Here is a 26,047-nt window from a genome sequence, read left to right on the forward strand (position 1 = left end):
TTTCCCAGGTCAGAGGGCGGAAGCGGCCAGGTCGCCGTCATAGGCGGCCCGCACCAGGCCGCGCATGGCGGCCGCATCGAAGGAGCGTGGATTATTCTTGATCAGCCGGCCGATGCCGAGCGCCTGCTCTGCGGCCCAGTCGATCCGGTCTTCCGGCAGTCCGAGCCCAGCAAGCGTCGGCGCGATGCCGATCGCGGCGAAGAGGCGGCTCACCTCGCCGATCGCGGCATCGGCGAGCGTCTCGTCGTCCTCCACACCGGTGGGATCGAGGCCGAGCGCCCTACCGACAATGGCGATGTCCGCGCCCGCGACGCGGCGATTATATGTCATCACATAGGGCAGCATGGTCGCAACCCCGAGGCCGTGCGGCGTATGGGTCAAGGCGCCGACCGGATATTGCACGGCATGGGCCGCAGCAGTACCCGCCGTTCCGAAGGCGCAGCCGGCTGCGAGCGCGCCCATCATCACATCGGCGCGCGCATCGATGTCGGCGCCGTCGACGAAGGCCTTTTCCAGGCTCCGGCTGAGGAGCCGGATGGCATGCAGCGCGAACTGGTCGGAGAGATCGCTCTTGCCGATGAAGACATGCTGTTGCGCGAGTTCTGGATCGCCGGGGCGGCGCATGGCGGTGAAGGCTTCGATGGCATGCGTCAACGCATCCGCACCGGCAATCGCCGTAAGCCCGGGCGGGCAGGATAAGGTCAGTTCCGGGTCGCAGATCGCCGCTGCGGCGATGAGATATGGGCTGGAAATGCCAACCTTCAGGGTACGGTCAGGATCGGAAACAACCGCGACCGGCGTCGCCTCTGAGCCTGTGCCTGCCGTCGTCGGCACGGCGATGACCGGCAGGACGGGCGCCGGCACCTTGAACTCACCGTAGTAATCGGCGAGCGCGCCGCCGTGCGCGAGCAGGAGCGAAGCGCATTTCGCCATGTCGAGGCAGCTGCCGCCACCGATGCCGATCACCATATCGGGCTCAAAGCCGCGCGCGGCCTCAACGCAAACCGCGACAGTTTCTTGCGGCACGTCCGGCAGCGTCTGGTCATGAACCAGCACGACAATGCCGGCTGCTTCAAGCGCGGCGATCATTTCCGCGAAGACCGGTGTTGCGGAAAAACGCGCATCCGTGCAGACGAGTGCGCGCCGGCCGGTTCTGCTGGCGACGCTCGCGAGCGCATGGCGCTGGCCGACGCCAAACAGAATTTCCCGCGGCAGCCTCAAGGCGGCAAACAGGCTCATGATCTTTGTCCCTCGAAGGCCAGAATGCGGGGGTGCGAAAGCGCGTTGAGGTCTTCCCACAGGCGCTGGTCGATCTCGAACCCGTTGCGGCTTGCCGCCGCTCGCCGCCGGCGGGCACGGTCGCCCGGGACGAGAACCGGTTTGCCGGCGCTGGCGGGTGGTGAAGCGCGCACGGCATCGAGATAGGTCGACAGTCGCGCCGGCAATCCCGGCGCCAGACTGGGCTCGATCAAGATGAAGACGTCGCCCTTGTTGCATGGCGACTGGCTGTCGAGCGTGCCGCGCGCATCCGGCGCGAGCGCCGAGCCGGCAAGAGCTGCCACCAGCAGCTCCATGGCGATGCCGAGCCCGTAACCCTTCGCGTCGCCGAAGGGCGCAATCGCGCCGGCCTTCGCACGCCCCGGATCGGTCGTCGGGTTACCGGCCGCATCGCGCGCCCATCCCTCGGGAATGGGCCTGCCGGTCGCCGCGTGATGATGGATGCTGCCCATCGGCACGAGGCTGGTGGCCAGGTCAAGCACGAGCGGTTCCTCGGCCGTCGGCACGGCGATAGCGATGGGATTGGTGCCGAGCATGGCCCGGGTACCGCCGAAGGGATGGACCAGCGCCTCGCTCGACGAGAGCGCGATGCCGACGAAACCCATTGCGGCGATGGCCTCCACATAATGCGCGAGCATGCCGAGATGGTTGGCGTTGCGCACGGCGACAAGGCCGATGCCAAGATCCGCAATGTGAGGCGATAGCCGCTCGATCGCGGCCATGGCGACGACGGGGCCAAGTCCCGACGCCCCCTCCACCTCCAGCACCGCGTCCGCGCGCCAGCGCTGTGTGCCTTTCGTCTGCGGGTCAATGACCCCGGCCTCGATCCGTTCGACCAGCCGCGGAAGCCGGTACAGGCCATGCGACGGGTGCCCCTTCATCTCCGCCGTCACCAGAACGCGAGCCTGCAGGGCCGCATGGTCACGCGGTGCGCCATGCTCATCCAGCAGGCGGGTGGCAAGCGCAAGCGCTGCCGCTTCGGATATGCGCATGATTTCTCCTCCCTATATTAAATCGTATAGGATATAGGATTGTCTTGGCCGCAGCATCGTGCTAGCGATTGAACCTGTCAAGAGGCAAGGCAGCAGATGATTTCGACGAGACCGAAGGAACCCCCAACGGGCACAAGCCAGATACCGCGCGCCAACAGCCTGGCGGGCGACGTCTACGAGGCAATCTTCAACCAGCTCATGTCGTTGAAGATTGCGCCGGGGACGCGCATCACGGTCGACAACCTGGTCAAGGAGTTCAACGTCTCCCATACGCCGATCCGCGAAGCCCTCGGCCGGCTTGAAGGCGAAGGCCTCGTCGTCAAGCAGCATCTCGTTGGCTATCGTGCCGCGCCGCAGATCACGCGCCACCGCTTCGACGAGCTCTATGAACTGCGTCTGCTGTTGGAACCCGCCGGCGCTGCGAAGGCAGCCGAGGCGATGAACGACGAAAAGCTGGCCATTCTCACCGAGGCCGCGGGCGTGATGACCCGCAGCGACGACAGGGACGAACGAGCGAACTATTCGGCCTTCGCGCGCCAGGACGCCATCTTTCACGACCGGATCATGGAATTTGCCGGCAACGAGTTGATCCGCGAGATGCTGACATTCCAGCACACGCATTTCCATATCTTCCGCCTGATGTTCCATCGCCGCGTCACGGAGGAGGCGCTCGCCGAGCATCAGACGCTGCTCGATGCCTTTGCGGCGCGCGACCCGGGCGCGGCTGCGAACGCAATGCGCATTCATATCGAACATTCGCGCGACCGGCTGTTGCCGGCATTCGACGAAATCTGAGCAACCGCGCCGGGCAAGGACGAGCCTGCCCGACCTGACAACGAGGAGGAGAACCCATGCCAGGCAAGAAAATCCTGATGCTCACCGGCGATTTCACCGAGGAGTACGAAATCTTCGTCTATCAGCAGGCGATGGAGGCGGTCGGCCACACGGTGCACGTCGTGTGCCCGGACAAGAAGGCCGGCGACATCCTCAGGACGTCGCTGCACGATTTCGAGGGAGACCAGACCTACACCGAAAAACTCGGGCACAACGTCACCATCAACAAGACGTTTTCCGAGGCCGAGAACCAGCTCGACCAGTATCATGCCGTCTACTGCGCCGGCGGGCGCGGACCGGAATATATCCGCACCGACAAGCGGGTGCAGGCAATGGTGCGTCATTTCCACGAGCAGAAGAAGCCGATCTTCACCATCTGCCACGGGGTCCAGATCCTGATCGCGGTCGACGGTGTCGTTCGCGGCAAGAAGGTGGGTGCACTTGGGGCCTGCGAACCCGAAGTCACCCTGGCGGGCGGGACCTATATCGACCTCTCGCCAACCGAAGCCTATGTCGATGGCACGATGGTTTCGGCCAAGGGCTGGACGGCGCTCGCCGCCTTTATCCGCGAATGCCTGAATGTGCTGGGAACGGAGATTCACCACACCTGAGACGACGGACCAAATAACAGAAGGCCCGGCAGGTGACATCTGCCGGACCTTGTTTGCGGTTGGGCCAGCAATCACGCTCCGCCGCGGTTCCAGCCGCGGCCACGCTCGCCGAACATTTCATAGCCGCCATCGGTGATGGCGAGCGTATCCTCCAACTTGATGAATCCGCGCTTTGGGTGAAGCATCGTCGTCTCGACCGAGATCACGCTCCCGGCTTCCAGCGGCTTGTCGGCATCGATGCCATCATAGGTGACGGGGTGGTTCGTCATGAGGAATGGCGCTTCGTGGGCGATGAGGCCCATGCCATGGCAGAAAAAGTCGGTGAAGGCCGCTGACGGCGAGGCCTTGAGCTCGGCCTCCGCTGCCACGATCATCTCCCTGCCCGCAGCCCCTGCCCTGACCTTGGCGAAGGCCGCTTGCTGGATGCATTCGACTTCGGCCAGAAGATCCTCCAGCTCCGCATCCGGCTCGCCGAGCACACCCATGCGGCACAGGTCACCGATATATCCGTGATAGTTGCCGCCGGAATCGATCGACAGGATCTCACCCTCGACCCAGGCTTGCGGCGAGCCCGCGCGGTTGTGGCTGGAGCCGAGCGTCAGCAGGCAATATTCGAAGTGCAGGCCGCGGTTCGTTTCCTCCCGGCGCAGCTGCTCGATGATCTCCATCTTCGTCGAACCGGCGCGGGCCGCCGCGACCGTCGCCAGCATCGAGTCGGTGATCAGTTCGGAGGCGCGTCTCAGCTTTGCCAGTTCATCCGGCGTCTTGACCGCCCTTAACCGCTCCAACACATGCGTGGCATCGACAAATCGGGCGCCATCCAGCCGATCGGCAAGCAGGTCGCGGGCGTCGGATGGCAGGAAGGCTGGCTCGATGCCAATGCGCCCACCGGTCTTGCCGATTTTCTTCAGGTGCTCGACGGCGAGCCCGGCGGCATCCTGAGTGCCCCAGGTCGCCGTATGCACGGCGGGCGTCCAGAACGGATTATTCTGGTGTTCTGCGCCCTCCATGCGGTTGCCCACATAGGCGGAGTGATCGGGCGCGCCTTTCTCATAAATCACCATCGGCAGATACCGGCTATGCCCGATCGCATCCATGGCCGCGAAGAAGATGAACTTGTAGCCGCCCATGAGATATTGCGTGTTGTGTTTGGAGGTGGCGACAATGACGTCGATACCGGCTTCCCCCATGAGACGGTCGAGCTTGGCCGTATCGAACGGCGTCACGGCGGCCTGCCTTGTTTGCCCTGCATTGTCGTTCATTGTCTTTCCTCCCAGAAAATGGATGCGACGCCTCAAAAGCCCGGCGGCAGCAGGCGGAAGTCCGGCAAGTCGCGAAGCGCAAGCTCCGGCCCCGCCGGTGAGTAGACCACGAAGAGGAGCATTGGCCCGCCGCCAGTGTTCTTCGTCGAATGGAAGCGACTTTCGGGAACATAGATCGTGCAGCCGCTGGCGACCTTCCTCGTGATCGGATTACCCGTCTCGTCCTCGACCATTTGCTCGCCCTCGCCGGAAATCACAAAAATGATTTCCTCCGCGCCAGGATGATTGTGGCGGGAATGGCCTTCGCCGCTTGGCAGTTCGACGACACCGCCCGAAAAGCGACTGGCGCCGTTGACCTCGGGCGCCACGGTCAGTGACAGCTTGCCCCAGTCGAAGCCGAAGGCGCTCACATCCTTAGGATAGATGAAGTACTTGTCCTTTACCATGAAACGGCCTCCTCCACGTCCTTGCTCAGACGACCGCGCCGATGGCGAGCGCCTTGAAATCTTCCGTCTGCTTACGAATTGCCGCCTCTGCCGGCAGGCGCTCCATCGAGCTTGCGCCATAAAAGCCGTGGCAGCCAGGGCAACGCTCGAGAACGTAGCGCGCATCCTCCGGCATGGAGATCGGCCCGCCATGGCAGAGCACAATGACATCGTCGCGCACGGAACGCGCTGCCTTGGCGATCGCGGTGATCTCATCGATGCAGTCATCGAGCGACTTGCCGGAGGTGGCGCCGATCGTGCCGCCGGTTGTCACGCCCATATGCGCCACAATGATGTCGGCGCCGGCGACCGTCATGGCGACAGCCTCGCTCTCGTTGAAGACATAGGGCGTCGTCAGCAGGTCGAGCCCGTGGGCGGTGGCGATCATCTCGACCTCCAGATTGTAGCTCATGCCTGTCTCCTCGAAACTCTGCCGCATCCGGCCGTCGAAGAGGCCGATTGTGGGGAAGTTCTGTACGCCGGAAAAGCCCATTGCCTTGAGGTCGGCGAGGAAGCGCGGCATCAGCACGAAGGGGTCCGTGCCATTGACGCCGGCGAGTACCGGCGTCTTTTTCACGACCGGCAACACTTCGAGCGCCATGTCCCTGACGATCTCGTTGGCATTGCCATAGGCGAGCAGTCCGGCCGCCGAACCGCGCCCCGCCATGCGGTAGCGCCCGGAATTGTAGATAATGATGAGATCGATGCCGCCTGCCTCCTCGGCCTTGGCGGAGATGCCCGTGCCGGCCCCGCCCCCGACGATCGGCACGCCGGCTGCGATCATGCCGTGAAATTTTTCGAGGATGGTGTTGCGCGGTATGACTGGCATCGATTTGTCTCTCAGGGGTTGGCGATGTCACGATAGGCCGCGACGGCGGCCTCGGCGAAATCTGGGTCGTTGATATGGAGCGGCAGGCGAATAATACGTCGCGACGCCGTCGGCTTCACCGTCGCCTCGAGCGCGGCGAAAAGCGCGGCGTCGGCTTGCGGATCGAAGAACGCACCGCCTTCGATGTCGAGGGCCGAAACACCCTTTTCGGGAATGAGGAAGCGTAGGGGGCCGTGGCAGAGATTGAGCTTGTCGCCGATCCAGCGACCAATCTGCGCGCATTCGGCCAGCGTCGTGCGCATCAAGGTGACGTTCGGGTTGTGCTGGTAAAACAGCCGACCGGAATAACGCTCCGGAACGGTCGCCGGCGCCCAGAAGTTCACCATGTCGAGCGCACCAACCGAACCGATATAGGGCAAGCCTTTGCGAGCAATGGCGCCGAAACGGTCCGAGGTGGCCGGCAGGACGCCGCCGAAAAGCAGGTCGCAGACCTCGGTCGTCGTGATGTCGAGCACGCCAGAGATGAGCTCGCTGTCGGCAAGCTTCTCCATCGCCCGCCCGCCCGTGCCTGTGGCGTGGAAGACCAGGCAATCATAATCTGCTCGGAGGCGCTCGACCATGGCCGATACGGCAGGTGTGGTAACGCCGAACATGGTAAGCCCGAGGGCCGGTTTGGATGCAGTCACCTCAGCCGGGCGGTGGGTCATGGCGGTGATCGCCTGAGCGGCGTTGTGAAGGATGACGCGGCTCAGCCGGTTCAGGCCCGCCATGTCCGTGACCGAAGGCATCATCACGATGTCTGAAACATCGACAAAGGGAGCCACATCGCCGGATGCGAGCGTCGAGACCATGATCTTTGGCAGACCGAGCGGCAATTGGCGCATGCCTGCGGTAATGATCGAAGTGCCTCCGCCTCCACCTATACCGATGACGCCGGCGATGTCCTGGCGCTCCACAAGGAAGCGCGCGAAAGCAATGCCCATCGCCGCGACCGCACTTCCGCGGTCCCCGCTGGCAAGAACGGCTCCAGCCCCGTCCGGATGGCACGCCGCCACTGCGTCGGCCTTCACATCGACGGCGGTCGCAGGCTCGCCTATGCCGACGTCAACGCGGACAACACCGCCGCCCGCCGCTTCGATGCAAGCGGCAAGATAGGCAAGCTCCTCGCCCTTCGTGTCGGCCGTGCCGACCACGTAGATCTGCTTCATTTCCCCTCCGAGACCGGGTGGATTTCCTCCCGGCATATCTCACGTTGGGACAAAGCGACGGGCCCTTGCAAATTTGTGAGACGTGCGTATCATAAAGACATGGATGTCTCACGTCAACAGAACGAAACAGCCAGGACCGAGCGAGGCCCGCGTGCCCGAACGCGAAAACTGATGCTTGAAACGGCTACGCGGCTCATGCAGTCCGGCATCACGCCGTCGGTAAGTGAAGTCGCCGAGGCAGCCGAAGTCTCGCGTGCGACGGCCTACCGTTACTTTCCGAGCCAGGCCGTGCTCGTGCATGCCGTGGTGGATGAGGCTCTGGGGCCGATACTCAGTTGGTCATCGGATAGTCCGGACGCACGCACTCGCGTTGCCGACCTCTTGGCGACTGCAATGCCGCGCATCGACGAGTTCGAGGCCACCTTCAAGGCGGCGCTGAAACTTTCGCTGGACCAGTGGGCGCAGCGCCAGGCGGGCACGCTCGGCAACGAGCCGCTGTTCAAGCGCGGCCACCGGGTCGACCTGCTGAAGAGCGTCACGGCCCCCCTGCAGGGCACTGTGCCGCCCGAATCCCGGGAACGCCTTGCACAGGCGCTTTCGCTTGTCTTCGGCGTCGAGGTGCTGATCGTATTGAAGGATATATGGGGCCTGACCTCGGAAGGCGCGCAGTCTGTTGCCGAGTGGGCCGCCAGGGCTCTTGTCGATACCGCATTACGGCAGGCAGAGAGCGGGGCATAACGTGGCGCGCCCAGACTTGGCGCACAACTGGTTAGACCAGTGGCAGTAATATGTTCTTGTATTGTGGTCCGGATCGGCGATGATGAATGTGAGGCGGCCCGCCACGACTGCGTCGGCAGGCCCGGAATTACAGGGGAATGACAGCGAAATCCTGAAGACGAGCCTTTGACGAGAGGTCTCCCAGGTTGCGCTTGACGATAATGGCATTTGGTAATACCAGATCAAGTTAATGACATTCAGGCTTGAGATCTGAAACGAGCTAGGGGTCGAGGAGGACCCCTAGCACGAACACCACCCAGGAGGATCGGGAAGCCAGATCGGGAGGCCCGCGATGAAGCGGGAGGCGTGCATAAATGGGAGGAAACGTTATGCGCAAAACTATGACCGGTCTGTTGGCCGGTGTCGGATTGATGTGGGCGTGCGGAACATCCGCACAGGCCCAGGAACTGACCATCTTCTGGGCCGAGTGGGATCCGGCAAACTACCTTCAGGAACTCGTCAACGAATACGAGGCTCAAACCGGCGTCAAGGTCACGGTCGAGACCACACCGTGGGCCGACTTCCAGACCAAGGCCTTCACCGAGTTCAACGCCAAGGGTTCAGCCTATGACATGGTCGTCGGCGACAGTCAGTGGATCGGGGCAGCGTCAGAAGCCGGCCATTACGTCGATCTGACCGACTTCTTCACCAAGCACAATCTGACCCAGGTGATGGCCCCGGCAACGGTGAAATACTACGCCGAATATCCGTCGAACTCGAAAAAGTACTGGTCGGTTCCGGCCGAAGGCGACGCCGTCGGCTGGTCCTACCGCAAGGACTGGTTCGAAGACCCCAAGGAGATGGAGGCGTTCAAGGCCAAATACGGCTACGATCTCGCACCGCCGAAGACATGGGCCGAGATGCGTGACATCGCCGAGTTCTTCCACCGTCCAGACCAGAAGCGATACGGAATCGCCATCTACACCGACAACTCTTATGACGGTCTCGTCATGGGTGTCGAGAACGCGATCTTCTCGTTTGGAGGCGAACTCGGCGACTACCAGAGCTACAAGGTCGACGGCATCATCAATTCCGAGAAGAACGTCAAGGCGCTCGAGCTTTATCGCGAGCTCTACGGCTTTACGCCACCGGGCTGGGCCAAGTCCTTCTTCGTCGAGAACAACCAGGCGATCACTGAGAACCTGGCGGCGATGAGCATGAACTACTTCGCCTTCTTCCCGGCCCTGGTGAACGAGGCGTCCAACCCGAACGCCAAGGTTACCGGCTTCTTTGCCAATCCGGCGGGCCCGAACGGCGAGCAATTCGCAGCGCTCGGCGGCCAAGGCATATCGGTCATCTCCTACTCAAAAAACCAGGAAGAGGCGATGAAATTCCTCGAATGGTTCATCAAGGACGAGACCCAGAAGCGCTGGGCCGAACTCGGCGGCTATACGGCAAGCGCCAAGGTGCTTGAATCGCCGGAGTTTCAGAACGCGACACCCTATAACAAGGCCTTCTACGAGACGATGTTCAAGGTGAAGGACTTCTGGGCAACGCCTGAATATGCCGAACTGCTGATCCAGATGAACCAGCGCATTTATCCCTTCGTCACTGCCGGCCAAGGCACGGCGAAGGAAGCGCTCGAATCCCTGGCAGCGGACTGGAACGCGACGTTCGCGAAATACGGACGCCACAAGTAGCAAGCGCGCTCAGCGGAGGGGCCGCGGCCCCTCCCATTTCATTCTGCATCTCCGCGTTGAAGGCGCGGCTCAAGAGGGCGCGGCGCCCGGAATTCACTTCGCGCATCGTGATGCCGTTCCGGCATCCGGCGCCGAACTCTCGGAGGAGGAGAGGATTGGCCACCGCAGTCATGACATCGCTGGACACGAAATCGCGTGCCGCATCCCGCGGCATGAGCGACATCCGGATTCGCAATCTCTTCATCATTCCGACGATCCTGTTCCTGATCGTCTTCAACATCTTTCCGCTGATCTATTCGCTCGGCTATTCCTTCACCGACTTTCGCGCTTCGTCGAACGCGCCGGCCAACTTCGTCGGCCTGCAGAACTACCGCGAGTTGCTGAACGATCCTTTCATCTGGTCGAATTTCGCCATCACCGCGAAATATGTGATCGTCTCTGTGACGGGGCAGGTGATCGTCGGCTTCGGCACCGCGATGCTGCTCAACCGCGATATCCCGCTGAAGGGTCTTCTGACGACGCTGCTGCTGCTGCCGATGATGCTCTCGATGGCAGTGGTCGGCCTCTTCTGGAAGCTGCTCTACGACCCGTCCTTCGGCATCATCAACTACGCACTCGGCCTCGGCTCCTTCGAGTGGCTGTCGAATCCGGACATGGCGCTCTATGCGGTCGCAATCACGGACATCTGGATGTGGTCGCCCTTCGTGATGCTGCTGTCGCTTGCCGGCCTTTCGGCCGTGCCAAAGCATCTCTACGAGGCAGCGGCGATCGACCGGGCGGGGCCGTTTTATACATTCTTCCGCATCACGCTGCCGCTGGTGGCGCCGATCCTGATGATCGCAATCATCTTCCGCACGATGGAGGCCTTCAAGACCTTCGACCTCGCGTACATCCTGACCAGCCAACCGACGACCGAGGTGATCTCCATCCGGCTCTACAAGATGGCCTTCCAGGAATGGCAGACGGGGCGCTCCTGCGCACTCGCCTACATCGTCCTGATCATGGTTCTCGCCATCACCAACATCTACGTCAAGTACCTCAACAAAGTGAAGGAGCGCTGAGATGGCTGCCGTCCAAACCCGCTCCGAACGCGCGCTGAACCGGGTGGCGATCGCCGCCGTACTGGTCATCACGCTGATCTTCCTGGCGCCGATCTATTGGATCACCTCGACGGCCTTCAAGCCGCGCAACCTTGCCACCACCATTCCGCCGACGGTGCTCTTCGAGCCGGAACTCTCGCCCTTCGTGAAGCTCTTCACCAAGCGCTCGCAACTGCGCGGGGCGCCGAGCCCTGAAGAATATGCCGCCGCCCCCTGGTGGGAGCGGATGGTGTTCGACGGCGGCGAGAAGATCGTTCGCTCCGGCCGCGGCGAGGTGCAGCCCTCAGGCTATCCGAACCGCTTCATGAACTCGCTGATCGTCGCCATCACGTCCACGGTGCTGGCCGTCGGCATGGGAACCTTCACAGCCTACGGCTTCTCGCGCTTCAAAGTGAAGGGGGAGGCAGACCTTCTCTTCTTCATCCTGTCGACGCGCATGCTGCCGCCCGTCGTCGTGGCAATCCCGATGTTCCTCATGTACCGCGTCGTCGGCCTCAACGACACGCATTGGGGCCTCATCATCCTCTACACCGCCTTCAACCTTTCCTTTTCCGTCTGGCTGATGAAGGGCTTCATCGACGAGATCCCGAAGGAATACGAGGAGGCCGCGCTCGTCGACGGCTACACGCGGATGGAGGCCTTTTTCAAGATCGTCATCCCGGAAGCAGCGACCGGAATCGCCGCGACCGCGGTCTTCTGCTTCATCACGGCCTGGAACGAATATGCATTTGCGCTAATTATGACCAACCGACGCGCGCAAACGGCTCCACCCTTCATCCCGAGCCAGGTCGGCTCAGGCCTGCCGGATTGGACGGTCATTGCGGCCGGCACGTTCCTGTTCCTGCTACCGGTCGCCATCTTCACCTTCCTGCTCAGGAACCATCTCCTGCGCGGCATGAGCTTCGGAGCGATCCGCAAATGACTTTCCGCGCCTTGAACCAGAAATATCTCGAACCCGCTTCACAGTATCTGATGATCCTCGGCATTATCGCGCTCTGCCAGCCCTGGAACCTGTTTCTGCATCGCTACGGCATGACGATGACGCTCGTCGGACTGATCGCCTTCATGGTGACGACCAAAATCCCGCGGGACGCGCAACCAGACGAAGGCAACCATTCATGACGCAGATCGAACTTCGCGGAATTCAGAAATATTTCGGTGCCGTCCAGGTCATCAAAGACCTTAATCTCGCCATCGCCGACAATGAATTCATCGTGCTCCTTGGACAATCGGGCTGCGGAAAGACGACGACATTGCGCGCCGTCGCGGGGCTGGAAACGATCGACGAAGGCGACATTCTGATCGACGGGCAGCCGGTGCAGCATATCAAGGCGTCCGGCAGGGACATCGCCATGGTGTTCCAATCCTTCTCGCTCTATCCGCACATGACGGTCTACGAGAACATCGCCTTCCCGCTCCGCGCTACCCGGATGAGCCGTGCCGATGTCGATGCGTCGGTCCGCGAGATCGCCGGTGTGCTGCGCATCGCCGGTCTGCTGGCCCGCAAGCCTTCGGCGCTGTCAGGCGGCGACATGCAGCGGGTCGCAATCGGCCGTGCGCTGGTGCGGCGGCCAAAGGCCATGCTGATGGACGAGCCGATCGGTGCGCTCGACGCGAAGCTGCGCGAGGAGATGCGGGCGGAAATCAAGCGTTTGCATATCAAGCAGGGTTCAACCACCATCTACGTGACGCATGACCAGGTGGAGGCCATGTCGCTCGCCGACCGCATCGTCATCATGCACGAGGGCATCCTTCAGCAGGTCGGCACGCCGGAAGAGGTTTACGCGCAACCCGCCAACACGTTCGTCGCCCAGTTCGTCGGAAGCCCGGTCATGAACATGGCGCCGGCGACTATAAGCGAAACGGGCAGCCATACCAGCGTGCAGATTGGCGACGGGACGACTGGCTTCGAGTTCCCCGCCGTGCTGGCCAACCGCCTCTCTGACGCAAGAGCCGAGAACGGCAAGCTGACACTCGGGGTCCGGCCTGAGGGCGTGCTTGTTTCACGGGAGGCCCGCGAGGGCTTCATGCCGGTCGAGGCGCATATCATCGAGCCTCTCGGCTCGCACGACATCGTGGACCTGAAGGTCGGTCGCCAGATGATCAGGGCACGCACCAAGAGCGGTTTCGTGCCTGGTCCCGGCGAAGCCGTCTGGGCACGCATCGACCCCGCCCAGGCACATTTCTTCAACACCGCGACCGGCTCGTCGCTGGGGATCAGACTCTGATGGCGCATATCGAACTCAAGGGCATCACCAAGACCTTCGGCAACCACACGGCGCTGAAAAACCTGAACATCGACATTGCTGACGGCGAGTTCTTCGTGCTGCTCGGGCAGACCGGCGCCGGCAAGACGACGACGCTGCGCCTGATCGCCGGTCTCGAAAAGCCGACCGCAGGCCAGGTCTTCATCGACGGGCAGGACGTTGCCGACTGGGGTGCCGCGGAGCGCGATGTGGCCCTTGTGCTCCAGCAATATTCACTTTACCCGCGCTATACGGTACGGGAGAACCTGGAATTTCCATTGAAATCCCGTATCCGTCGCGTTGAGCCCGGAGAAATCAAGGAGCGCGTCGACCGCGTTGCGAAGACCCTGCGCATCGAGCATCTGCTCGACCGCAAGACGGACCGGCTGTCGGGAGGCGAGATGCAGCGCGTATCGATCGGCCGGGCCATCGTGCGCAAACCGCGGGTCTTCTTGATGGACGAACCGCTTTCGGCGCTCGACGCGAAGCTTCGCGAAGCACTTCGCACCGAGCTGAAAAACCTGCAGATGAACCTCGGCGCGACCTTCCTCTTCGTCACTCACGACCAGATAGAGGCCATGTCGATGGGCGACAAGATCGGCGTCCTGAACAATGGTCAACTGGTGCAGACGGGTACGCCGCAGGAGATCTACGGAAACCCGGTCAACACCTTCGTCGCGCGCGCGGTCGGCTCGCCGCCGATGAACCTGATCGCCGGCACGCTTGCCGGCGGCGAAGCAGTGGCGAGCGAGGGCTACCGGCTGCCCCTCGGGAAAGGACACGGGATCGCGACAGACGGTCGCCCGCTCACCTTCGGCATCCGTCCCGAGGACATTTTTCTCGACAGCGGCGCGCCCGGCGAAGCACGGGTCCACGACGTGGAAAATCACGGTGTCGAAAAGATCGTGACGCTGCGCACCGGCGAGAGGTTCATCCACGCGACCGTGCCGACACAGACGGCGCTTCGGATCGAGGATGAGGTTCGCTTTTCGTGGAATCCGGAAAAGGTCGTGCTGTTTGACGCCGGAAGCGGTGTAAGCCTGCGGCACGCGGGCTGACCTGATCGGTCCGAAGGATGCCAGCGGCCTCGGCGGCACGGCAGGGGCAGCGAGCGTTTCGAGTTGTCGCGACGAGGCGCTATGCGGGAAAGCGCCGGCGGTAGTGTTCTACCACTTCGGGATTGCACAAATTGACGGGCAAGTCGCCCTTGATGACGCGCAGGGCTTCGCTCGCCGCGCCTGTTCCCATGCGCATCATGCTCTCTTCCGTCAGACCAGCCAGATGCGGCGTGACGATGACGTTGTCAAAGCCGAAATAGGGATGGTCGAGCGGCAGCGGCTGCGTTGCGAAGACGTCGAGCGCGGCTCCGCCGACGCGACCATCGCGCAGCGCCTCGACCAACGCCGCATCATCGATCACCGGGCCGCGCGAGACGTTGACCAGAATGGCCGCGGGCTTCATGCGCCCGATGCGACCGGCGTTGAGCAAGCCGGTCGTCTCCGGCGTCAGCGGGCAGCAAAGCACCACGATGTCGGCCGTCGCAACAAGCTCATCGATCGTCAGGAAACGCACGCCGTCCGGCACGCTTTCCGGCGACCGGCTCGTGGCCACCACCTCCAGGCCGAAACCGAACTTCGCGATCTTGAAGATCGCCTTGCCGACATTGCCCATGCCGACGATGCCCATGGTGCGGCCGGCGAGGTCGACGGCCGCGTCCGATTGGGCGCGGCCCGCCACCCAGGCGTTCTGACGCAGTTCGCGGTCCATCAGGCGGAAGCGCCGAAGCAGGGCCAGTGTCACGAGGAAGACGTGCTCGGCGACAGTCGAGGCATTGGCGCCCGGGACGTTGGCGACAAGCACGCCGGCGCGGGTCGCCGCATCCATCGGCACCATGTCGAGCCCGGCACCATGGCGGATCGCCGCGCGAAGTGCCGGCGCATCCTCGAAGAAGGCCGGCGGGATCGGCGCTCGTATGACGAGGATGCCCGCGCCGCGGCCTTCCCGCAGCAATGTTTCAGGATCGGGCGCGGAAGCGACGCGCAGATCACCCGCAGCCTCGAGCATGGACCTGGCCGCAGGGTGCAGGGGATGTGTGGAAAAGATGAAGCTCATCGGCCCTCCCCGCCGGTTACGCCTATCAGGCTGCCGTCGCTGGACCGCCGATAAGGCCCTTCCAATAGCTTTCCGCACCTTGAAGATGCGCGCTCATCAGCGCCTGGGCGAGATTGCCGTCTCGGGCAAGCAGCGCCTCGTAGATGCGGATATGTTCCTCATGCGAGCGGCGGCTGCGGGCGGCGTCGGCAAAGTAGATCGGCAGGCGGTGCTCGCCCATGACGTAATAGACGCTGCACACCCGATGGAAGACGCTATTTTTGGTGGCCCGGACGATCTCCAAATGAAAATCCCGGTCCTCGCGCGCCAGCCCCTCGCCGGCGGCAAGCTTCGCCTCCGACGCGGCGAGGATATCGCGCAAGTGCTGGTAATTCTCCTCCGTCGCCCGATTGCATGCGAGTTCCGCGGCCTTGATCTCATGGATCTTGCGAAGCTCCACGGTCTCGTAGATCAGGATAGGGTCAAGTGGCACGCCGGCGCGGGCAAAGAGTGCCATTGCCTCCACGCTCGCCTCCGTGGTCGTCAGATAAATACCCGACTTGGCCCGGCGCTCGACGATGCGCATTGCCTCAAGAATGGCCAGTGCCTCGCGAACCTGGCCCCGGCTGACGCCGAAATGCTCCGCAAGCTCTCGCTCCGAAGGCGTACGGCCGTTGCCGCTCGAGTTCGAGAACAGGTGGGCTGCGAGATCGGAGAGGAGGGAGTTTTCTTTCATCGTCACTGTCTTTGCGCGTGAGTCTCCAGGACCCGCTGATTGATCGTGAAGCCCAGGCCAGGCCTGTCCGGGATCTCTACCATACCGTCCTTCACCGACACAGTGTCCTCGACAAGATCGTGGATCATCGGATTGGCGCCGAGCGAATATTCGATGATGAAGCTTGCCGGGGAGGCCGCGCACAAGTGCAGGCCGGAGAAGAAGCAGGGCGCGCCGGCCCAAAGATGCGGCGCGAAACGGAGGTTGAAGGCGCTGGCGAGCGAACTGATGCGCATCGCCTCCGTAATGCCGCCGCAGAAGGCGGGATCCGGCTGGAATATGTCGGCGGCCCGAAGCATGGCAAGATCTCGGAAAGCGAAACGCGTCGCCTCGCTCTCGCCCGCAGCGATCGGCACGTTCCCAGCCGCGCGCACCTCCGCCATGCCCGGCTTGTCATCCGCTATCACCGGCTCCTCGAACCAGGCGAGGTCGCAATCGGCGACCATCTGGATGAAGCGCTTTGCCTCCGCAACAGTATAGGTGCCGTGCGCATCGACCATCAGGTCGACGTCGGGGCCGATTGCCTTGCGAGCCGCCCGCACGCGCGATGCCGAGACATGCAGCGCACGATCCATCGCACCGACACGCATCTTGACCGACTTGAAACCACCGGCCGCGACATAGGACCGGAGCTGTTCGCCGATCCGGTCCACGCTCTCCCAACCGCCCGAGGCATAGGCGGGCAACCTGTCCGCCTTGCGCCCACCCAGCAGCTTCCAGACGGGGACGCCGAGCGACTTGCCGAGAATGTCCCAGAGCGCTATGTCGACCGCGCTGATCGCCGCGACGGAAAGGCCGCGCCGCGCGATCTCGGGCATGGCGTGACCCGAACTCGCCGCCGTCTCGTGGCGTACGCCGTTATAGAGCATCTCCCAAATGGTGGAGATGTCGGCGGGATCGCGGTCGATGAGCTTCGGCCCAATCTCGTGATTGAGCATGTGGACCAGCGTGCCATAGGTGCCCGAACTGCCCGCGGCATTCTTGCCCTCTCCCCAGCCAACGATGCCGTCGTCCGTTTCGATCCGCAGGATCGCACTATCGAAGGTCGTCAGACGGCCGAAGTCGCTGCGGTGCTGACGGCTCGCCTCGATGGGAATTTTAATCCACCAGGCCTCTACGGTCTTGATGCGCATGTCTCGGATCCCCTGCCCCTCACGGCCCGCGAGCCGCAGGGCATTTGTCTTTCCGTTCGTTACTTGATCAGCGGCAGGATCGTCTCGGCGGTTATCCGCATCTGATCGTCGTAGAACTTCTCAGTGAGAAGACTCGAGCCGTGGTCCTGGATAAATTTCAGTTGCTCCGGGGGAATATCGACGGGGTTGCGCTCGACCATGTCCGGATATTTTGAGGCCGGCGTGCGGTCGACCGGAGCGACGAATTCGTTGGTGACGGCGCCGTCGTACCCGATCTCCTTCAGCGTGCCGATGATCTTCGGCCAGTCGAGCTGTCCGAGGCCGGCGGCAAAACGATTGTTATCGGCGACGTGGAAATCGAACAGGCGCTTTCCAGCGAGCCGGATCGCTTCATACATGTCTTCCTCCTCGATGTTCAGGTGGAAGGCATCAAGGCAAACCCCGCATTCGGGGCTGACGGCATCGGCGAGCGCCAGCGCTTGGGCGGCACGGTTGAAGAAATAGGTCTCGAAACGGTTGAGTGGCTCGACGGCAATGCGCACGCCCCTCTTCTGAGCATGGGCAAAACACTCCTTGGTAGCGTCCACCACCCATGTCCACTCTTCCTCCTCGGTGCCATCCGGCACCACCTTGCCGACGGTCGCCGGCACGAGGGTGACGATCTCGCCCTCGAGTTCGCTGACCATGGTGATGACGCTCTTGACATAGTCCACCGACCTGGCGCGCTGGCCTTCATCCCTGGCGGCAAGATTGCGCTCGCCGAGCGTCAGCGTAACGGCGCCCCAGCAGCGGATGCCATGCTCTTTCAGCAGCGCCCGCGTCTCGTTGACGTCGTACTGCGCCGGCTCGCCGGATATCTCGATGCTTTCGTAGCCATATTTCTTGATGCGCTTCAGCGTGACGGCGAGCGGCTCGGCCCGCATCCAGTTATGTGTCGAAAGATGCATGAGGTCCTCCCAGACAGTTGCAGCACGGTCCACCGCCAATCGGGCGGCAAAAATTGTGTTATCGTTGGCCGCTCTCGCCATCCTGGCAATCTGGTTTGGCCAATTCTCGTTATTTGAAAGCTCTAGCTCAATTCTTGACCCTCTGCAAGGCGGGGCTTAAAGGTCGATATTTCGTTAGCCGGTCGATATTTAAGACTGATTTTCTCACCTAGGCGCGAATCCGGCATCCCAAGCGTGTAATAAACTGGCTTGACCAGATTCCAAGATTTGGTATGACCAGATCTGGAAGTGATAGGACGTTGAAACCATCTCGGAGTGGCCGCAGGCCAAGTGGAGGGGAGATGAAGATCGGCATGTGCATGTTCCTGTGGACGACAAGTGTCGGCCGGAAACACGAGGCACTGTTACGCGATATCAAGGACACGGGGTTTGACGGTGTCGAGATCCCGATCTTTTCGGGCACACCCGACGACTACCATCGGCTGGCAGACATGCTTGACCGGATCGGCCTGGAACGGACCGCCGTTTCCGCCATGGGCGATCCGCAGATGAACCTGATCGCCGCCGACAACGCGACCCGCAGGCGCGGCATCGACTACATGAAATGGGCCATCGACTGCAGCGATGCGCTCGGCGCGACGATGCTGAGCGGCCCGCTGCATTCGACGCTCGGCAAATTTTCGGGAAGCGGGCCGAGCGGGGCCGAACTCAAGCGCTCGGTTTCCTCGCAACGCGCGATCGGCGATCATGCAGCAAAGCATGGCATCACGATCGGGCTTGAGGCGCTGAACCGCTTCGAATGCTACCTGTTCAACACGATGGACGATCTTGCGGCCCATATCGACGCGGTCGGACATCCGCATATCCGCGCCATGTACGACACGTTCCACAGCAATATCGAAGAAGCCGATCCCATTGGCGCGTTCACGCGAAACAGTGACCGCATCGTGCATGTCCACATTTCGGAGAACGACCGCGGCGTACCCGGGCGCGGCAACATTCCCTGGGCGGAGACGTTCCAGGCGCTACGCGCGAGCGGCTATGATGGGTGGCTGACAATCGAGGCCTTCGGTCGGGCGCTCAAGGAACTCGCCGCCGCGACAAAGGTCTGGCGCGACTTTTCCGAGACACCGGAAGCGGTCTATCGCGAAGGCTACCGCCATATCCGCGATGGATGGCACGCGGCGGCATGAATACCAACCGATTCTCGCCGCGGTCGATCAGGGAACCATCGGGCTGAACGCCGCACTGGCAGGCCACGCCTTACGCCTGAGCAATCACCTTCTGCCTGCTCTCATCGAGCGCCCCGATTCCCTTGCACATCGAAGAGATTTCCGAAGGCGCCCGCTCAGGAGACATCCCGTCAGGAAACCAGGGACATCGGCGGGCGGGCGGCGGGCGATGCCTTGCGGATATCGGTGGTCTGAAAGTGGGAGATTCTTTCGTTCAACACTTCCACCTGATGCCGGAGCCGATGAATCTCCGCGGTGTTTTCCTCCACCATGGCGGCATTGTGCTGGGTGATGTGTTCGACATCACGAACGGCATTGTTGACCTCGTCGATCCCCTTGTATTGCGTGGTCGTCGAAGACGAGATGACTTGCACCAGCCCATTGATCGAGGTGAAGTGTTCCATGATGGATGAAAGCGCCTGGCCGGTCTCCTCGACGAGTTGGACGCCTGTGCCGACCTGCGATGCGCTGGTGGAAATCAGACCCTTGATCTCGCGGGCAGCCGTGGCGCAACGTTGCGCAAGCTCACGCACCTCCTGGGCTACGACGGCAAAACCTCTGCCCGCCTCTCCTGCCCGCGCCGCTTCCACACCCGCGTTGAGCGCGAGGAGATTGGTCTGGAAGGCAAACTCGTCGATCACGCCGATGATGCTGGTGACTTTTTCGGATGACCGGTTGATGGCGCCCATCGCGTCGATGGCCTTGGCGACAACGGCCGCGGAGTGCTCCGCCTGGCGGTGCGCCTCGGCGACCGACAGCGACGTCTGACGGGCATTTTCGGCCGTCGTCCGCACGCTGGCGGTGAGTTCGCCCAGCACCCGCGAACTCTCCTCGAGGGACGCTGCCTGCTGTTCCGTGCGGCGGGCCAGATCGTCGGCGGCGCCAGAAAGGTTGGTGCTGCCCTCGGCGATTTCGTAGGTGGTGTTGCGCACCTCGGAGAGCGTCAGGCGGAGCGCATCGATGGCGTGATTATAGGTGCGGGCCATGGCGACGTAATCGGCGGCCAGATCCTCGCTCATCACGGCTGCGAGGTTGCCATCGGCAAGTTTGCCGAGCATATCAGACAGAGCGGTGAGCGCCTCGCTCTGTTCGGCCTCGATGCGCGCCTGCTCCGCCGCGCGGCGGGTCTGCTCCAGTTCGTCTCGCCCCCTGTTTGTTTCGGCAAGCTCTTCCAGCCTGGTCTTCTCAAGCGCATGATCGCGAAAGACGGTGACGGACCGGATCATGTCGCCGATCTCGTCGCCGCGCTTGCCGTCGCCGATCGGGACGTTCAGATCGCCGTCGGCCAGTCGCATCATCGTCTGGGTGATCCGCTTCAGCGGTCCGCGCAGAGTTTCGATCAGCATGAGACCACCAATGATCGCAAGCACGGTGCCCGCAATCATCGCCGACAGCGACATCGTCGCCGAGCGCTGGCTGATTTCCTTGCCGCTCTCCTGCGCCGCACTGACGAACTGCTCGAGTGTATGACTTGCCGTCGCCACCAACTCTGTCGCAGCCTGCTTGTTGGCCTGCCAGCGATCGGCGATCGATATCAGAAGCGACGTGTGCTTTTCAATTGCAGCAAGCGACGGCTCGATTTTCTTGGCAAGATCCTCCAATGCGGCGTTCCTCCCGCTCAAGGGTACAAGCTTTGCAGCGTTTTCACGCAGTACCTTGAGGTCGGCAAGAATAGCATCCCTCGCCTTAGCATCGACCCGCCTGTTCAATTCGCTCAAGTGCAAGCGCAGATCGTCAATAGATTTGAAAGCGGCATTGACGATCGCCACCATCGAGCGAAGCGTTGATATACTCGCGTCCATGCCGGCAAAACGCTCGATTGCCGTGTCCGCATTGGCAGCGGCGAGCTTTGCAAACTGCTCCTCGAGGCGTTGCAGTTCCTGGTCGACGGGAGCGTAACTGTCGAGCGACAGATTGCTGCCTTCCTTGGCCATAGCAGCGAGCCTGTCCAATAGCGGCTTCAGCAAGGCGATCTGGGTTTGGGCCTTCTCCGACGCAAGCGCCTCACTCGCCCCCGCTTCTTTGACGAGCGGCGGCAGCAGGCTGCCGAGGGCCTTGACGAGATCCTCAGGAGTGGCAGCGCGTGTGGTTGCCTTGTGCAATTTCGCAATGCGCTCTCCGAGGCCTTTATAGGCCGAGGCATCGAGGAGAAGGGCCCGGACGAAGGCCTCTTTTCCGTTCGCCTGATCCTGAAGCACGTCGAGTTGCTGACGGGCGCTCTGACTTTCCTTGAACAACCCGGCCACCTCGTCGTCGATCGCCTGTTCGGTATTGGCGCGCTCCTGTGACACCGCCCATAACGCGTCGGCGCCGCCCTGCATCTTGGTCCCGAGTTCGCGCACGGCGGAGATCTGCTGCTTCTGCGCCGGATCGGCCAACATCGCATCAAGCGTCGCCGCGCCCTTTTCCTGATCCGAAATGCTGACGATCAACCGATCGCGCGTGGCCGCACTCGGCAGATCGGTAAACGCCGTCAGCGAGGATCGCAGTAGCTGAAAACTGGAAAGGGTTTCGATCGTCTGCCGGGTCAGGGTCATCTGGCCGTTGAGCGTACCGGCAGTGAAATAGCCGAACAGGCCGATCCCGGCTATCAGGACGATCAGCGGCACCACGAAGACCAGAACCTTCGTAACGATCCGCATGCGTTGCAACAGTCGATCAATCAGCGCCATAGATGGCCCCCACCCCAGGAAAATTGGCTCTTCTTCCGGCGCGATCCCTCGCCTCGACTTGCAGTGGCATGGGTCATTTCATGATGACCGCCGGTAGCAGCGATCGCGCCAGACCATCACAGTAGTCACAACTGTTAAAAAAATGATCAATGGTGTCGAGTTTGGCGCCGGCGCATGCCATGTGCGGACGAGGGCGCATTTTCTGCGCCCTCGTCTTGTCACTCAGCTGATGGCTATAAGGCTTGCATTGCCGCGGGCAGCCACCATGTTGCTCGACGTCGACACCTCCTCCAGCAGCCAATTCAAGCAATAGGCTTCGGGATCGCCCGCCAATTCGTCGGACGTCGCGGTGTGGACCAGCAGAAGCGCTCTGGCAGGTGAGCGATGAAGCTCAAACCCCAACGCTCAGGATGTAAGCCCAGAGTCTCTAAGAGGTAGCCTGAGCCTCCTCGAAATCCCTGGTTTGAGCCAACGCCCTACATCCCAAGCCCCAAGGACTTGCCGCGCTTCAGTGAGCGCTTCAACTCCATCTGTTGCGTGAGTTCGGCACGATGACTACGATCGGCAAGGCGAGCAACCTGGCGGATACGCTCGACGTCACCATCCCGATCGGGCCCGACGCGCTTCAGCTGATCCGCGAGATCTGCGGGATCGGCGCGACCGAAGCGCGTTTCGATCGCAGTCACGATGTCCTTTGCCTCGGCAAGCGCTCGACGACCCTCCGGTGTCCCCGCCAGTCGTTCGACGAACTTGGCCTTGTCGCTATAGGGGAGATCGTCGAGCTGGCGCAGCAGCGCCTCGCTCCGGCGGCTCGGCCCCAGAACCTCGACCACGTCCTGCTTATCCCGCTTCCAGCGCTCCGAGCCGCATTCAGCCGCAAGGCGACGCTGCCAGGTGTTGGCGGATTGGCGAACATGTGAAGCCAGCGCATCGATCCGGGAAAGCGCGTGTTTGCGATCGGCGTTGTCTCCGAACAGGCCGGTCTTGCCGGCGAGCGCGCCGATCGTCTCGGGCAAAGTGCTGAGTTGACTGGCAAGCGCGACCGGATCTGCATTCTCATCCAGGATGCGGCCGCGCAACACGTCCATGGCCGCTGGCGCGTCTTTGAACACCTGCGGCGCGAGCTGCTTTGCCGCGGCCCAATCTCGGTCGAATGCCGGCATTGCCCTTGACCGTCCAACCTCTTCGACGCTCATCGCATAAGTCTTCACGGCCGCAACGAGGACGCGGCGTTCATCGTCACGTTCATCGACATTGGGATCCTGGTGCGAAGAGCCGCCATCGGCGATGCTGCGGGCTGCGAGCGGTGTCGGCGGCCGCGGTTCCTGCGTTGGCTTGGGAACCGCCGTGTCCGGGATGCGCTCTGCCTCCCTGGTGATCGCAGCCGGGGCGACATCACTCTCGCCCTGCCCCCGGCGATCCTCCATGCCGCGCCGATTGGCAAAGTCATGCGTATAGTCGAGCGTCGTCTCCTTGACGCCTGAGCGGCTCAGTGTCTCTGTCAGGGATCGCTCCGTCTTGAACGCATCGAGCCCCGCATAAAGCTGTACCGCCTCGCGATGACGGGTCATCGCCACGTAGGTCAGATGCCGGTCCATCGTCGTCGACGCCAGGACAAAACTCCGGTCGACGGTAGCCCCTTGCGTCTTGTGGATCGTCGTGGCGTAGCCGTGATCAAAGGCTTGGTAACGATTGACCGGTACGGTCACCTGGCGTTGCCCATCTTGCGTCTGCGCCTTGCCGTCAAGCCGAACCTGTATTGCGTCCGGTTGGACGGCGATCACCTCGCCCAGCATGCCATTCTTGACGCCGAGATCACGATCGTTCTCCAGGAAGACGATGCGATCGCCACGCGCAAAGGATCGCTTCCCATTGTTGGTCTGGTAGGTGAGTTCCTCACCTTTATCGTCAGACGGGTTGCTGCCCGTTGCCAGCTCACCGCGCTCCTGCAACCGAGCGCGAATGCCGGCATTGATGGCACGGACGTCGTCGCGTCGATGGGCCATCGCAATGCGCGTGTCGTTGGGATTGGCCGATCGGTCAGCGACGTAATCGGCAATGATCGCCTTCAGCGTTTCAGCGCGATCCGTCTTCAGATGAAGGTTTTCCCGTGCAGCATAGGCCGACAGCCCGGCTGCGGTCCGGTGAGATGCGAAGTCGATCGAGGCCTGCTTTTGCCAATCGGCTTTTTGCCGTCGCACTTCCGAAAGCTGCGCATGGCCCACGGCTTCCGCGATCGCCCGAAACGGCGCGCCCGCTCCGATCGCCTGAAGCTGTTCATGATCTCCGACCAGGACGAGCTTGGCGCCGGCCCGTTTGACCTCGTCGACGAAGCGGGCGAGCTGACGACTTCCGACCATGCCGCCCTCGTCGATGACGAAGACGTCACGAGCATTCAGCCGACCCCGATCAGTCTGCCAGCTGTATTCCCACGACGCCAATGTGCGGCTGGCGATCCCCGACGATTGCTCCAGGCCTTCCGCGGCCTTGCCGGCCAACGCCGCGCCATGAACGCGATAACCTTGCGCTTCCCAGGCCTGGCGGGCAGCTGCCAGCATCGTGCTCTTGCCGGCACCGGCAAAGCCGATCACCACGGCGATCTGCGAGGCGCCGGTGACATGCTCGATCGCCTGGCGCTGTTCCGCCGACAGCCCCTGCCCCGGTGAAGAATTTCCCGCCTGGATCGATCTGTCCTGTTCGGCGATTGCCGCATCGACATAGCGCTTCGCCACACCGTGGTTTTGGCGCGCCTTCATCGCCATGACATTGCTGGCGATCACGCCCTCGATCGCCACCATCTCGACCGTCGAATAACGTGCCTCGCCATCGCGACCCCGACGGCCCGTGCTTTCGGGCCTCAACTCGACGAGAGCCTTCGACGCCATGACCGATGCAAAAGCATTCTGGAAGGTCTGCGGATCGTCGTTGATAGTGCGATGCAAAGCCCTGGCAATGTCATAGCGGCTGAAGACGCTTTTCTCGTTGGTAATCAGCTTCAATATCTCTTCGGGTCGCCGGCGAATGGTCTCGGCATTGCGATCGGCCGATTGCGGTGAGATGCGCACGCGCGAGACTGCCCCACCCTGCCTATTGATCTGAGTGGCATGCACACCGACATGTTCGCTCGGCTCGATCGTGATCCCGGCCTCCAGATGCGAGCGATGATCGATGCGGATATCGTGGCCGGCCCTCTCAAGGTGCGTGTTGGCAAGATGCTCCCAGGCCTGGCGCAGGTCCTTCAGCTGCAGTTGCGATGGCGGCAGGTGATTGGCGAGAAGCCATCTGTTCTCCCGCTCGAGCAGCGTCTTGTCGCCAAGACCGGTTTCCCTCACCTCACGCGTCGTCATCATCAGATGCGCGTGGCTGTTTCTGATATCGCTTGCCCCACCCGGCCGATGGATCGCGAAGTCGACGGCGGCGCCATAGCGATTGGCGAGATCTTCGGCAAAGGCCCGCGTCAGCGCTAGGCGTTGATCCGGCGTCAGTTCGTGCGGCAGCGCGATTTCGAATTCCCGGGCAATCCGGGCGTCGCTGCGTTTCTCGGCACGCTCGGCGGCATTCCACAAGGCCGATCGCTTCATCGCCCAATAGGCGGAAGACCCAGTCGGCAAGACGATCTCGGCATGCTCGACACCTTTCCTGTTGCTAAAATCATGGGTTAGCCCATCACGCTCGTTGGTCAGCCGCTCGGCCGCACGATAGGCGGCGGACGCGACAGCGCTGCGGCCACCGCTGCGGGCGATCGGCTTCATGCTGAGATGATAGATCGCCATCGCTTGTCCCCCTTGTTAGCGGGCTGCCGGCCCGCGCCTTGAGTTGCCCGGCAACTCGTAAGTGCGCCCTTGTGCCTTCGTCGCTTCGCGCCTTCGGGCACTGGTGGGAGCACGCGGCAATCGCCCGATGACCTCGTAAGCCGTTCAGCCCGTCGCTTCCAC

Annotated in this window: 22 protein-coding genes; 10 read left to right on the plus strand and 12 right to left on the minus strand. The window is 62.4% G+C overall.

Features of this window, described 5'->3' with window-relative positions; all coding sequences use genetic code 11:
- Window positions 1–9: 9 nt before the first annotated feature.
- Window positions 10–1,239, minus strand: a complete 1,230-nt coding sequence (locus ACM5SV_RS01445; protein WP_419424935.1) for an iron-containing alcohol dehydrogenase — start codon at window positions 1,237–1,239, stop codon at window positions 10–12.
- On the minus strand, window positions 1,236–2,270 hold the full coding sequence (locus tag ACM5SV_RS01450; RefSeq protein WP_419424936.1) for an Ldh family oxidoreductase: 1,035 nt from the start codon (window positions 2,268–2,270) through the stop codon (window positions 1,236–1,238). The genes ACM5SV_RS01445 and ACM5SV_RS01450 overlap by 4 nt, the downstream gene beginning before the upstream one ends.
- Window positions 2,271–2,366: 96 nt before the next feature.
- Between ACM5SV_RS01450 and ACM5SV_RS01455 the strand changes: the two genes are divergently transcribed.
- The gene (locus ACM5SV_RS01455; protein ID WP_221995429.1) at window positions 2,367–3,065 is read left to right on the plus strand and encodes a GntR family transcriptional regulator; all 699 of its coding nucleotides are present in this window, start codon (window positions 2,367–2,369) and stop codon (window positions 3,063–3,065) included.
- A 56-nt stretch (window positions 3,066–3,121) separates the two neighbouring features.
- Window positions 3,122–3,715, plus strand: coding sequence for a DJ-1/PfpI family protein (locus ACM5SV_RS01460; protein ID WP_419424937.1), 594 nt, complete (start codon window positions 3,122–3,124; stop codon window positions 3,713–3,715).
- 71 nt (window positions 3,716–3,786) lie between these two features.
- Here ACM5SV_RS01460 and ACM5SV_RS01465 read toward each other — a convergent pair whose 3' ends face one another.
- From ACM5SV_RS01465 to ACM5SV_RS01480, 4 genes are read right to left on the minus strand one after another with little or no spacing between them, the layout of a single operon-like run.
- The gene (locus ACM5SV_RS01465; RefSeq protein ID WP_419424938.1) at window positions 3,787–4,977 is read right to left on the minus strand and encodes a M24 family metallopeptidase; all 1,191 of its coding nucleotides are present in this window, start codon (window positions 4,975–4,977) and stop codon (window positions 3,787–3,789) included.
- A 32-nt stretch (window positions 4,978–5,009) separates the two neighbouring features.
- Window positions 5,010–5,423: a cupin domain-containing protein gene (locus ACM5SV_RS01470; protein WP_003549741.1), complete on the minus strand. Its 414-nt coding sequence runs from the start codon at window positions 5,421–5,423 to the stop codon at window positions 5,010–5,012.
- A gap of 25 nt (window positions 5,424–5,448) precedes the next feature.
- Entirely contained in the window at window positions 5,449–6,291 is an 843-nt protein-coding gene (locus ACM5SV_RS01475; RefSeq protein ID WP_419424939.1) for a phosphoenolpyruvate hydrolase family protein, read from the minus strand.
- 11 nt (window positions 6,292–6,302) lie between these two features.
- Window positions 6,303–7,499, minus strand: coding sequence for a Tm-1-like ATP-binding domain-containing protein (locus ACM5SV_RS01480; RefSeq protein WP_003562950.1), 1,197 nt, complete (start codon window positions 7,497–7,499; stop codon window positions 6,303–6,305).
- 99 nt (window positions 7,500–7,598) lie between these two features.
- On the opposite strand from ACM5SV_RS01480, the gene ACM5SV_RS01485 reads away from it, so the two are divergent.
- The 7 genes from ACM5SV_RS01485 (at window position 7,599) to ACM5SV_RS01515 (ending at window position 14,320) form a co-directional block, all read left to right on the plus strand.
- Window positions 7,599–8,237 (plus strand): TetR/AcrR family transcriptional regulator, encoded by a 639-nt coding sequence (locus ACM5SV_RS01485; protein ID WP_017996408.1) that lies wholly within the window; start codon window positions 7,599–7,601, stop codon window positions 8,235–8,237.
- Between the two features lie 368 nt (window positions 8,238–8,605).
- On the plus strand, window positions 8,606–9,916 hold the full coding sequence (locus ACM5SV_RS01490) for an ABC transporter substrate-binding protein (RefSeq protein ID WP_003562954.1): 1,311 nt from the start codon (window positions 8,606–8,608) through the stop codon (window positions 9,914–9,916).
- A 155-nt stretch (window positions 9,917–10,071) separates the two neighbouring features.
- Window positions 10,072–10,977 (plus strand): carbohydrate ABC transporter permease, encoded by a 906-nt coding sequence (locus ACM5SV_RS01495; protein ID WP_003562956.1) that lies wholly within the window; start codon window positions 10,072–10,074, stop codon window positions 10,975–10,977.
- 1 nt (window position 10,978) lies between these two features.
- Window positions 10,979–11,938, plus strand: a complete 960-nt coding sequence (locus ACM5SV_RS01500; protein ID WP_003562958.1) for a carbohydrate ABC transporter permease — start codon at window positions 10,979–10,981, stop codon at window positions 11,936–11,938.
- Window positions 11,935–12,138: a hypothetical protein gene (locus tag ACM5SV_RS01505; RefSeq protein WP_003562960.1), complete on the plus strand. Its 204-nt coding sequence runs from the start codon at window positions 11,935–11,937 to the stop codon at window positions 12,136–12,138. The genes ACM5SV_RS01500 and ACM5SV_RS01505 overlap by 4 nt, the downstream gene beginning before the upstream one ends.
- Complete coding sequence (locus ACM5SV_RS01510) at window positions 12,135–13,244, plus strand: ABC transporter ATP-binding protein (protein WP_012755377.1); 1,110 nt, start codon at window positions 12,135–12,137, stop codon at window positions 13,242–13,244. The genes ACM5SV_RS01505 and ACM5SV_RS01510 overlap by 4 nt, the downstream gene beginning before the upstream one ends.
- Complete coding sequence (locus ACM5SV_RS01515; RefSeq protein WP_017996410.1) at window positions 13,244–14,320, plus strand: ABC transporter ATP-binding protein; 1,077 nt, start codon at window positions 13,244–13,246, stop codon at window positions 14,318–14,320. The genes ACM5SV_RS01510 and ACM5SV_RS01515 overlap by 1 nt, the downstream gene beginning before the upstream one ends.
- A gap of 79 nt (window positions 14,321–14,399) precedes the next feature.
- Here the strand turns inward: ACM5SV_RS01515 and ACM5SV_RS01520 are convergent, their stop codons facing one another.
- Genes ACM5SV_RS01520 through ACM5SV_RS01535 form a run of 4 tightly spaced genes read right to left on the minus strand, consistent with a single transcriptional unit; the run spans window position 14,400 to window position 18,208 of the window.
- Window positions 14,400–15,374, minus strand: a complete 975-nt coding sequence (locus tag ACM5SV_RS01520; protein WP_419424940.1) for a hydroxyacid dehydrogenase — start codon at window positions 15,372–15,374, stop codon at window positions 14,400–14,402.
- Between the two features lie 25 nt (window positions 15,375–15,399).
- The gene (locus ACM5SV_RS01525) at window positions 15,400–16,089 is read right to left on the minus strand and encodes a FadR/GntR family transcriptional regulator (protein WP_003562968.1); all 690 of its coding nucleotides are present in this window, start codon (window positions 16,087–16,089) and stop codon (window positions 15,400–15,402) included.
- 2 nt (window positions 16,090–16,091) lie between these two features.
- Window positions 16,092–17,261 carry a mandelate racemase/muconate lactonizing enzyme family protein gene (locus ACM5SV_RS01530; protein ID WP_003562969.1) on the minus strand — a complete coding sequence of 390 codons (1,170 nt, stop codon included), beginning with the start codon at window positions 17,259–17,261 and terminating at the stop codon, window positions 16,092–16,094.
- A gap of 59 nt (window positions 17,262–17,320) precedes the next feature.
- A complete protein-coding gene (locus ACM5SV_RS01535; protein WP_012755374.1) occupies window positions 17,321–18,208 on the minus strand; it encodes a sugar phosphate isomerase/epimerase family protein in 888 nt (295 codons plus the stop codon).
- Window positions 18,209–18,549: 341 nt separating this feature from the next.
- On the opposite strand from ACM5SV_RS01535, the gene ACM5SV_RS01540 reads away from it, so the two are divergent.
- A complete protein-coding gene (locus tag ACM5SV_RS01540) occupies window positions 18,550–19,401 on the plus strand; it encodes a sugar phosphate isomerase/epimerase family protein (protein WP_221969010.1) in 852 nt (283 codons plus the stop codon).
- Between the two features lie 170 nt (window positions 19,402–19,571).
- Here the strand turns inward: ACM5SV_RS01540 and ACM5SV_RS01545 are convergent, their stop codons facing one another.
- Together ACM5SV_RS01545 and traA are read right to left on the minus strand one after the other, a co-directional pair.
- A complete protein-coding gene (locus tag ACM5SV_RS01545) occupies window positions 19,572–22,112 on the minus strand; it encodes a methyl-accepting chemotaxis protein (RefSeq protein WP_419424941.1) in 2,541 nt (846 codons plus the stop codon).
- Window positions 22,113–22,588: 476 nt separating this feature from the next.
- Window positions 22,589–25,885 (minus strand): Ti-type conjugative transfer relaxase TraA, encoded by a 3,297-nt coding sequence (traA, locus tag ACM5SV_RS01550; RefSeq protein WP_419424942.1) that lies wholly within the window; start codon window positions 25,883–25,885, stop codon window positions 22,589–22,591.
- Window positions 25,886–26,047 lie beyond the last annotated feature (162 nt).

The organism is Rhizobium sp. CRRU65, from assembly GCF_048551595.1.
Lineage (GTDB): Bacteria > Pseudomonadota > Alphaproteobacteria > Rhizobiales > Rhizobiaceae > Rhizobium > Rhizobium leguminosarum_J.

What these genes read in the sequence shown, in the direction of transcription:
- ACM5SV_RS01545 (WP_419424941.1), bottom strand. Translation starts at nt 22,112, where the DNA reads ATGGCGCTGATTGATCGACTGTTGCAACGCATGCGGATCGTTACGAAG.
- ACM5SV_RS01460 (WP_419424937.1), top strand. Translation starts at nt 3,122, where the DNA reads ATGCCAGGCAAGAAAATCCTGATGCTCACCGGCGATTTCACCGAGGAG.
- traA (WP_419424942.1), bottom strand. Translation starts at nt 25,885, where the DNA reads ATGGCGATCTATCATCTCAGCATGAAGCCGATCGCCCGCAGCGGTGGC.
- ACM5SV_RS01535 (WP_012755374.1), bottom strand. Translation starts at nt 18,208, where the DNA reads ATGCATCTTTCGACACATAACTGGATGCGGGCCGAGCCGCTCGCCGTC.
- ACM5SV_RS01520 (WP_419424940.1), bottom strand. Translation starts at nt 15,374, where the DNA reads ATGAGCTTCATCTTTTCCACACATCCCCTGCACCCTGCGGCCAGGTCC.
- ACM5SV_RS01500 (WP_003562958.1), top strand. Translation starts at nt 10,979, where the DNA reads ATGGCTGCCGTCCAAACCCGCTCCGAACGCGCGCTGAACCGGGTGGCG.
- ACM5SV_RS01445 (WP_419424935.1), bottom strand. Translation starts at nt 1,239, where the DNA reads ATGAGCCTGTTTGCCGCCTTGAGGCTGCCGCGGGAAATTCTGTTTGGC.
- ACM5SV_RS01480 (WP_003562950.1), bottom strand. Translation starts at nt 7,499, where the DNA reads ATGAAGCAGATCTACGTGGTCGGCACGGCCGACACGAAGGGCGAGGAG.
- ACM5SV_RS01530 (WP_003562969.1), bottom strand. Translation starts at nt 17,261, where the DNA reads ATGCGCATCAAGACCGTAGAGGCCTGGTGGATTAAAATTCCCATCGAG.
- ACM5SV_RS01470 (WP_003549741.1), bottom strand. Translation starts at nt 5,423, where the DNA reads ATGGTAAAGGACAAGTACTTCATCTATCCTAAGGATGTGAGCGCCTTC.
- ACM5SV_RS01515 (WP_017996410.1), top strand. Translation starts at nt 13,244, where the DNA reads ATGGCGCATATCGAACTCAAGGGCATCACCAAGACCTTCGGCAACCAC.
- ACM5SV_RS01510 (WP_012755377.1), top strand. Translation starts at nt 12,135, where the DNA reads ATGACGCAGATCGAACTTCGCGGAATTCAGAAATATTTCGGTGCCGTC.
- ACM5SV_RS01465 (WP_419424938.1), bottom strand. Translation starts at nt 4,977, where the DNA reads ATGAACGACAATGCAGGGCAAACAAGGCAGGCCGCCGTGACGCCGTTC.
- ACM5SV_RS01490 (WP_003562954.1), top strand. Translation starts at nt 8,606, where the DNA reads ATGCGCAAAACTATGACCGGTCTGTTGGCCGGTGTCGGATTGATGTGG.
- ACM5SV_RS01505 (WP_003562960.1), top strand. Translation starts at nt 11,935, where the DNA reads ATGACTTTCCGCGCCTTGAACCAGAAATATCTCGAACCCGCTTCACAG.
- ACM5SV_RS01525 (WP_003562968.1), bottom strand. Translation starts at nt 16,089, where the DNA reads ATGAAAGAAAACTCCCTCCTCTCCGATCTCGCAGCCCACCTGTTCTCG.
- ACM5SV_RS01450 (WP_419424936.1), bottom strand. Translation starts at nt 2,270, where the DNA reads ATGCGCATATCCGAAGCGGCAGCGCTTGCGCTTGCCACCCGCCTGCTG.
- ACM5SV_RS01475 (WP_419424939.1), bottom strand. Translation starts at nt 6,291, where the DNA reads ATGCCAGTCATACCGCGCAACACCATCCTCGAAAAATTTCACGGCATG.
- ACM5SV_RS01455 (WP_221995429.1), top strand. Translation starts at nt 2,367, where the DNA reads ATGATTTCGACGAGACCGAAGGAACCCCCAACGGGCACAAGCCAGATA.
- ACM5SV_RS01540 (WP_221969010.1), top strand. Translation starts at nt 18,550, where the DNA reads ATGAAGATCGGCATGTGCATGTTCCTGTGGACGACAAGTGTCGGCCGG.
- ACM5SV_RS01485 (WP_017996408.1), top strand. Translation starts at nt 7,599, where the DNA reads ATGGATGTCTCACGTCAACAGAACGAAACAGCCAGGACCGAGCGAGGC.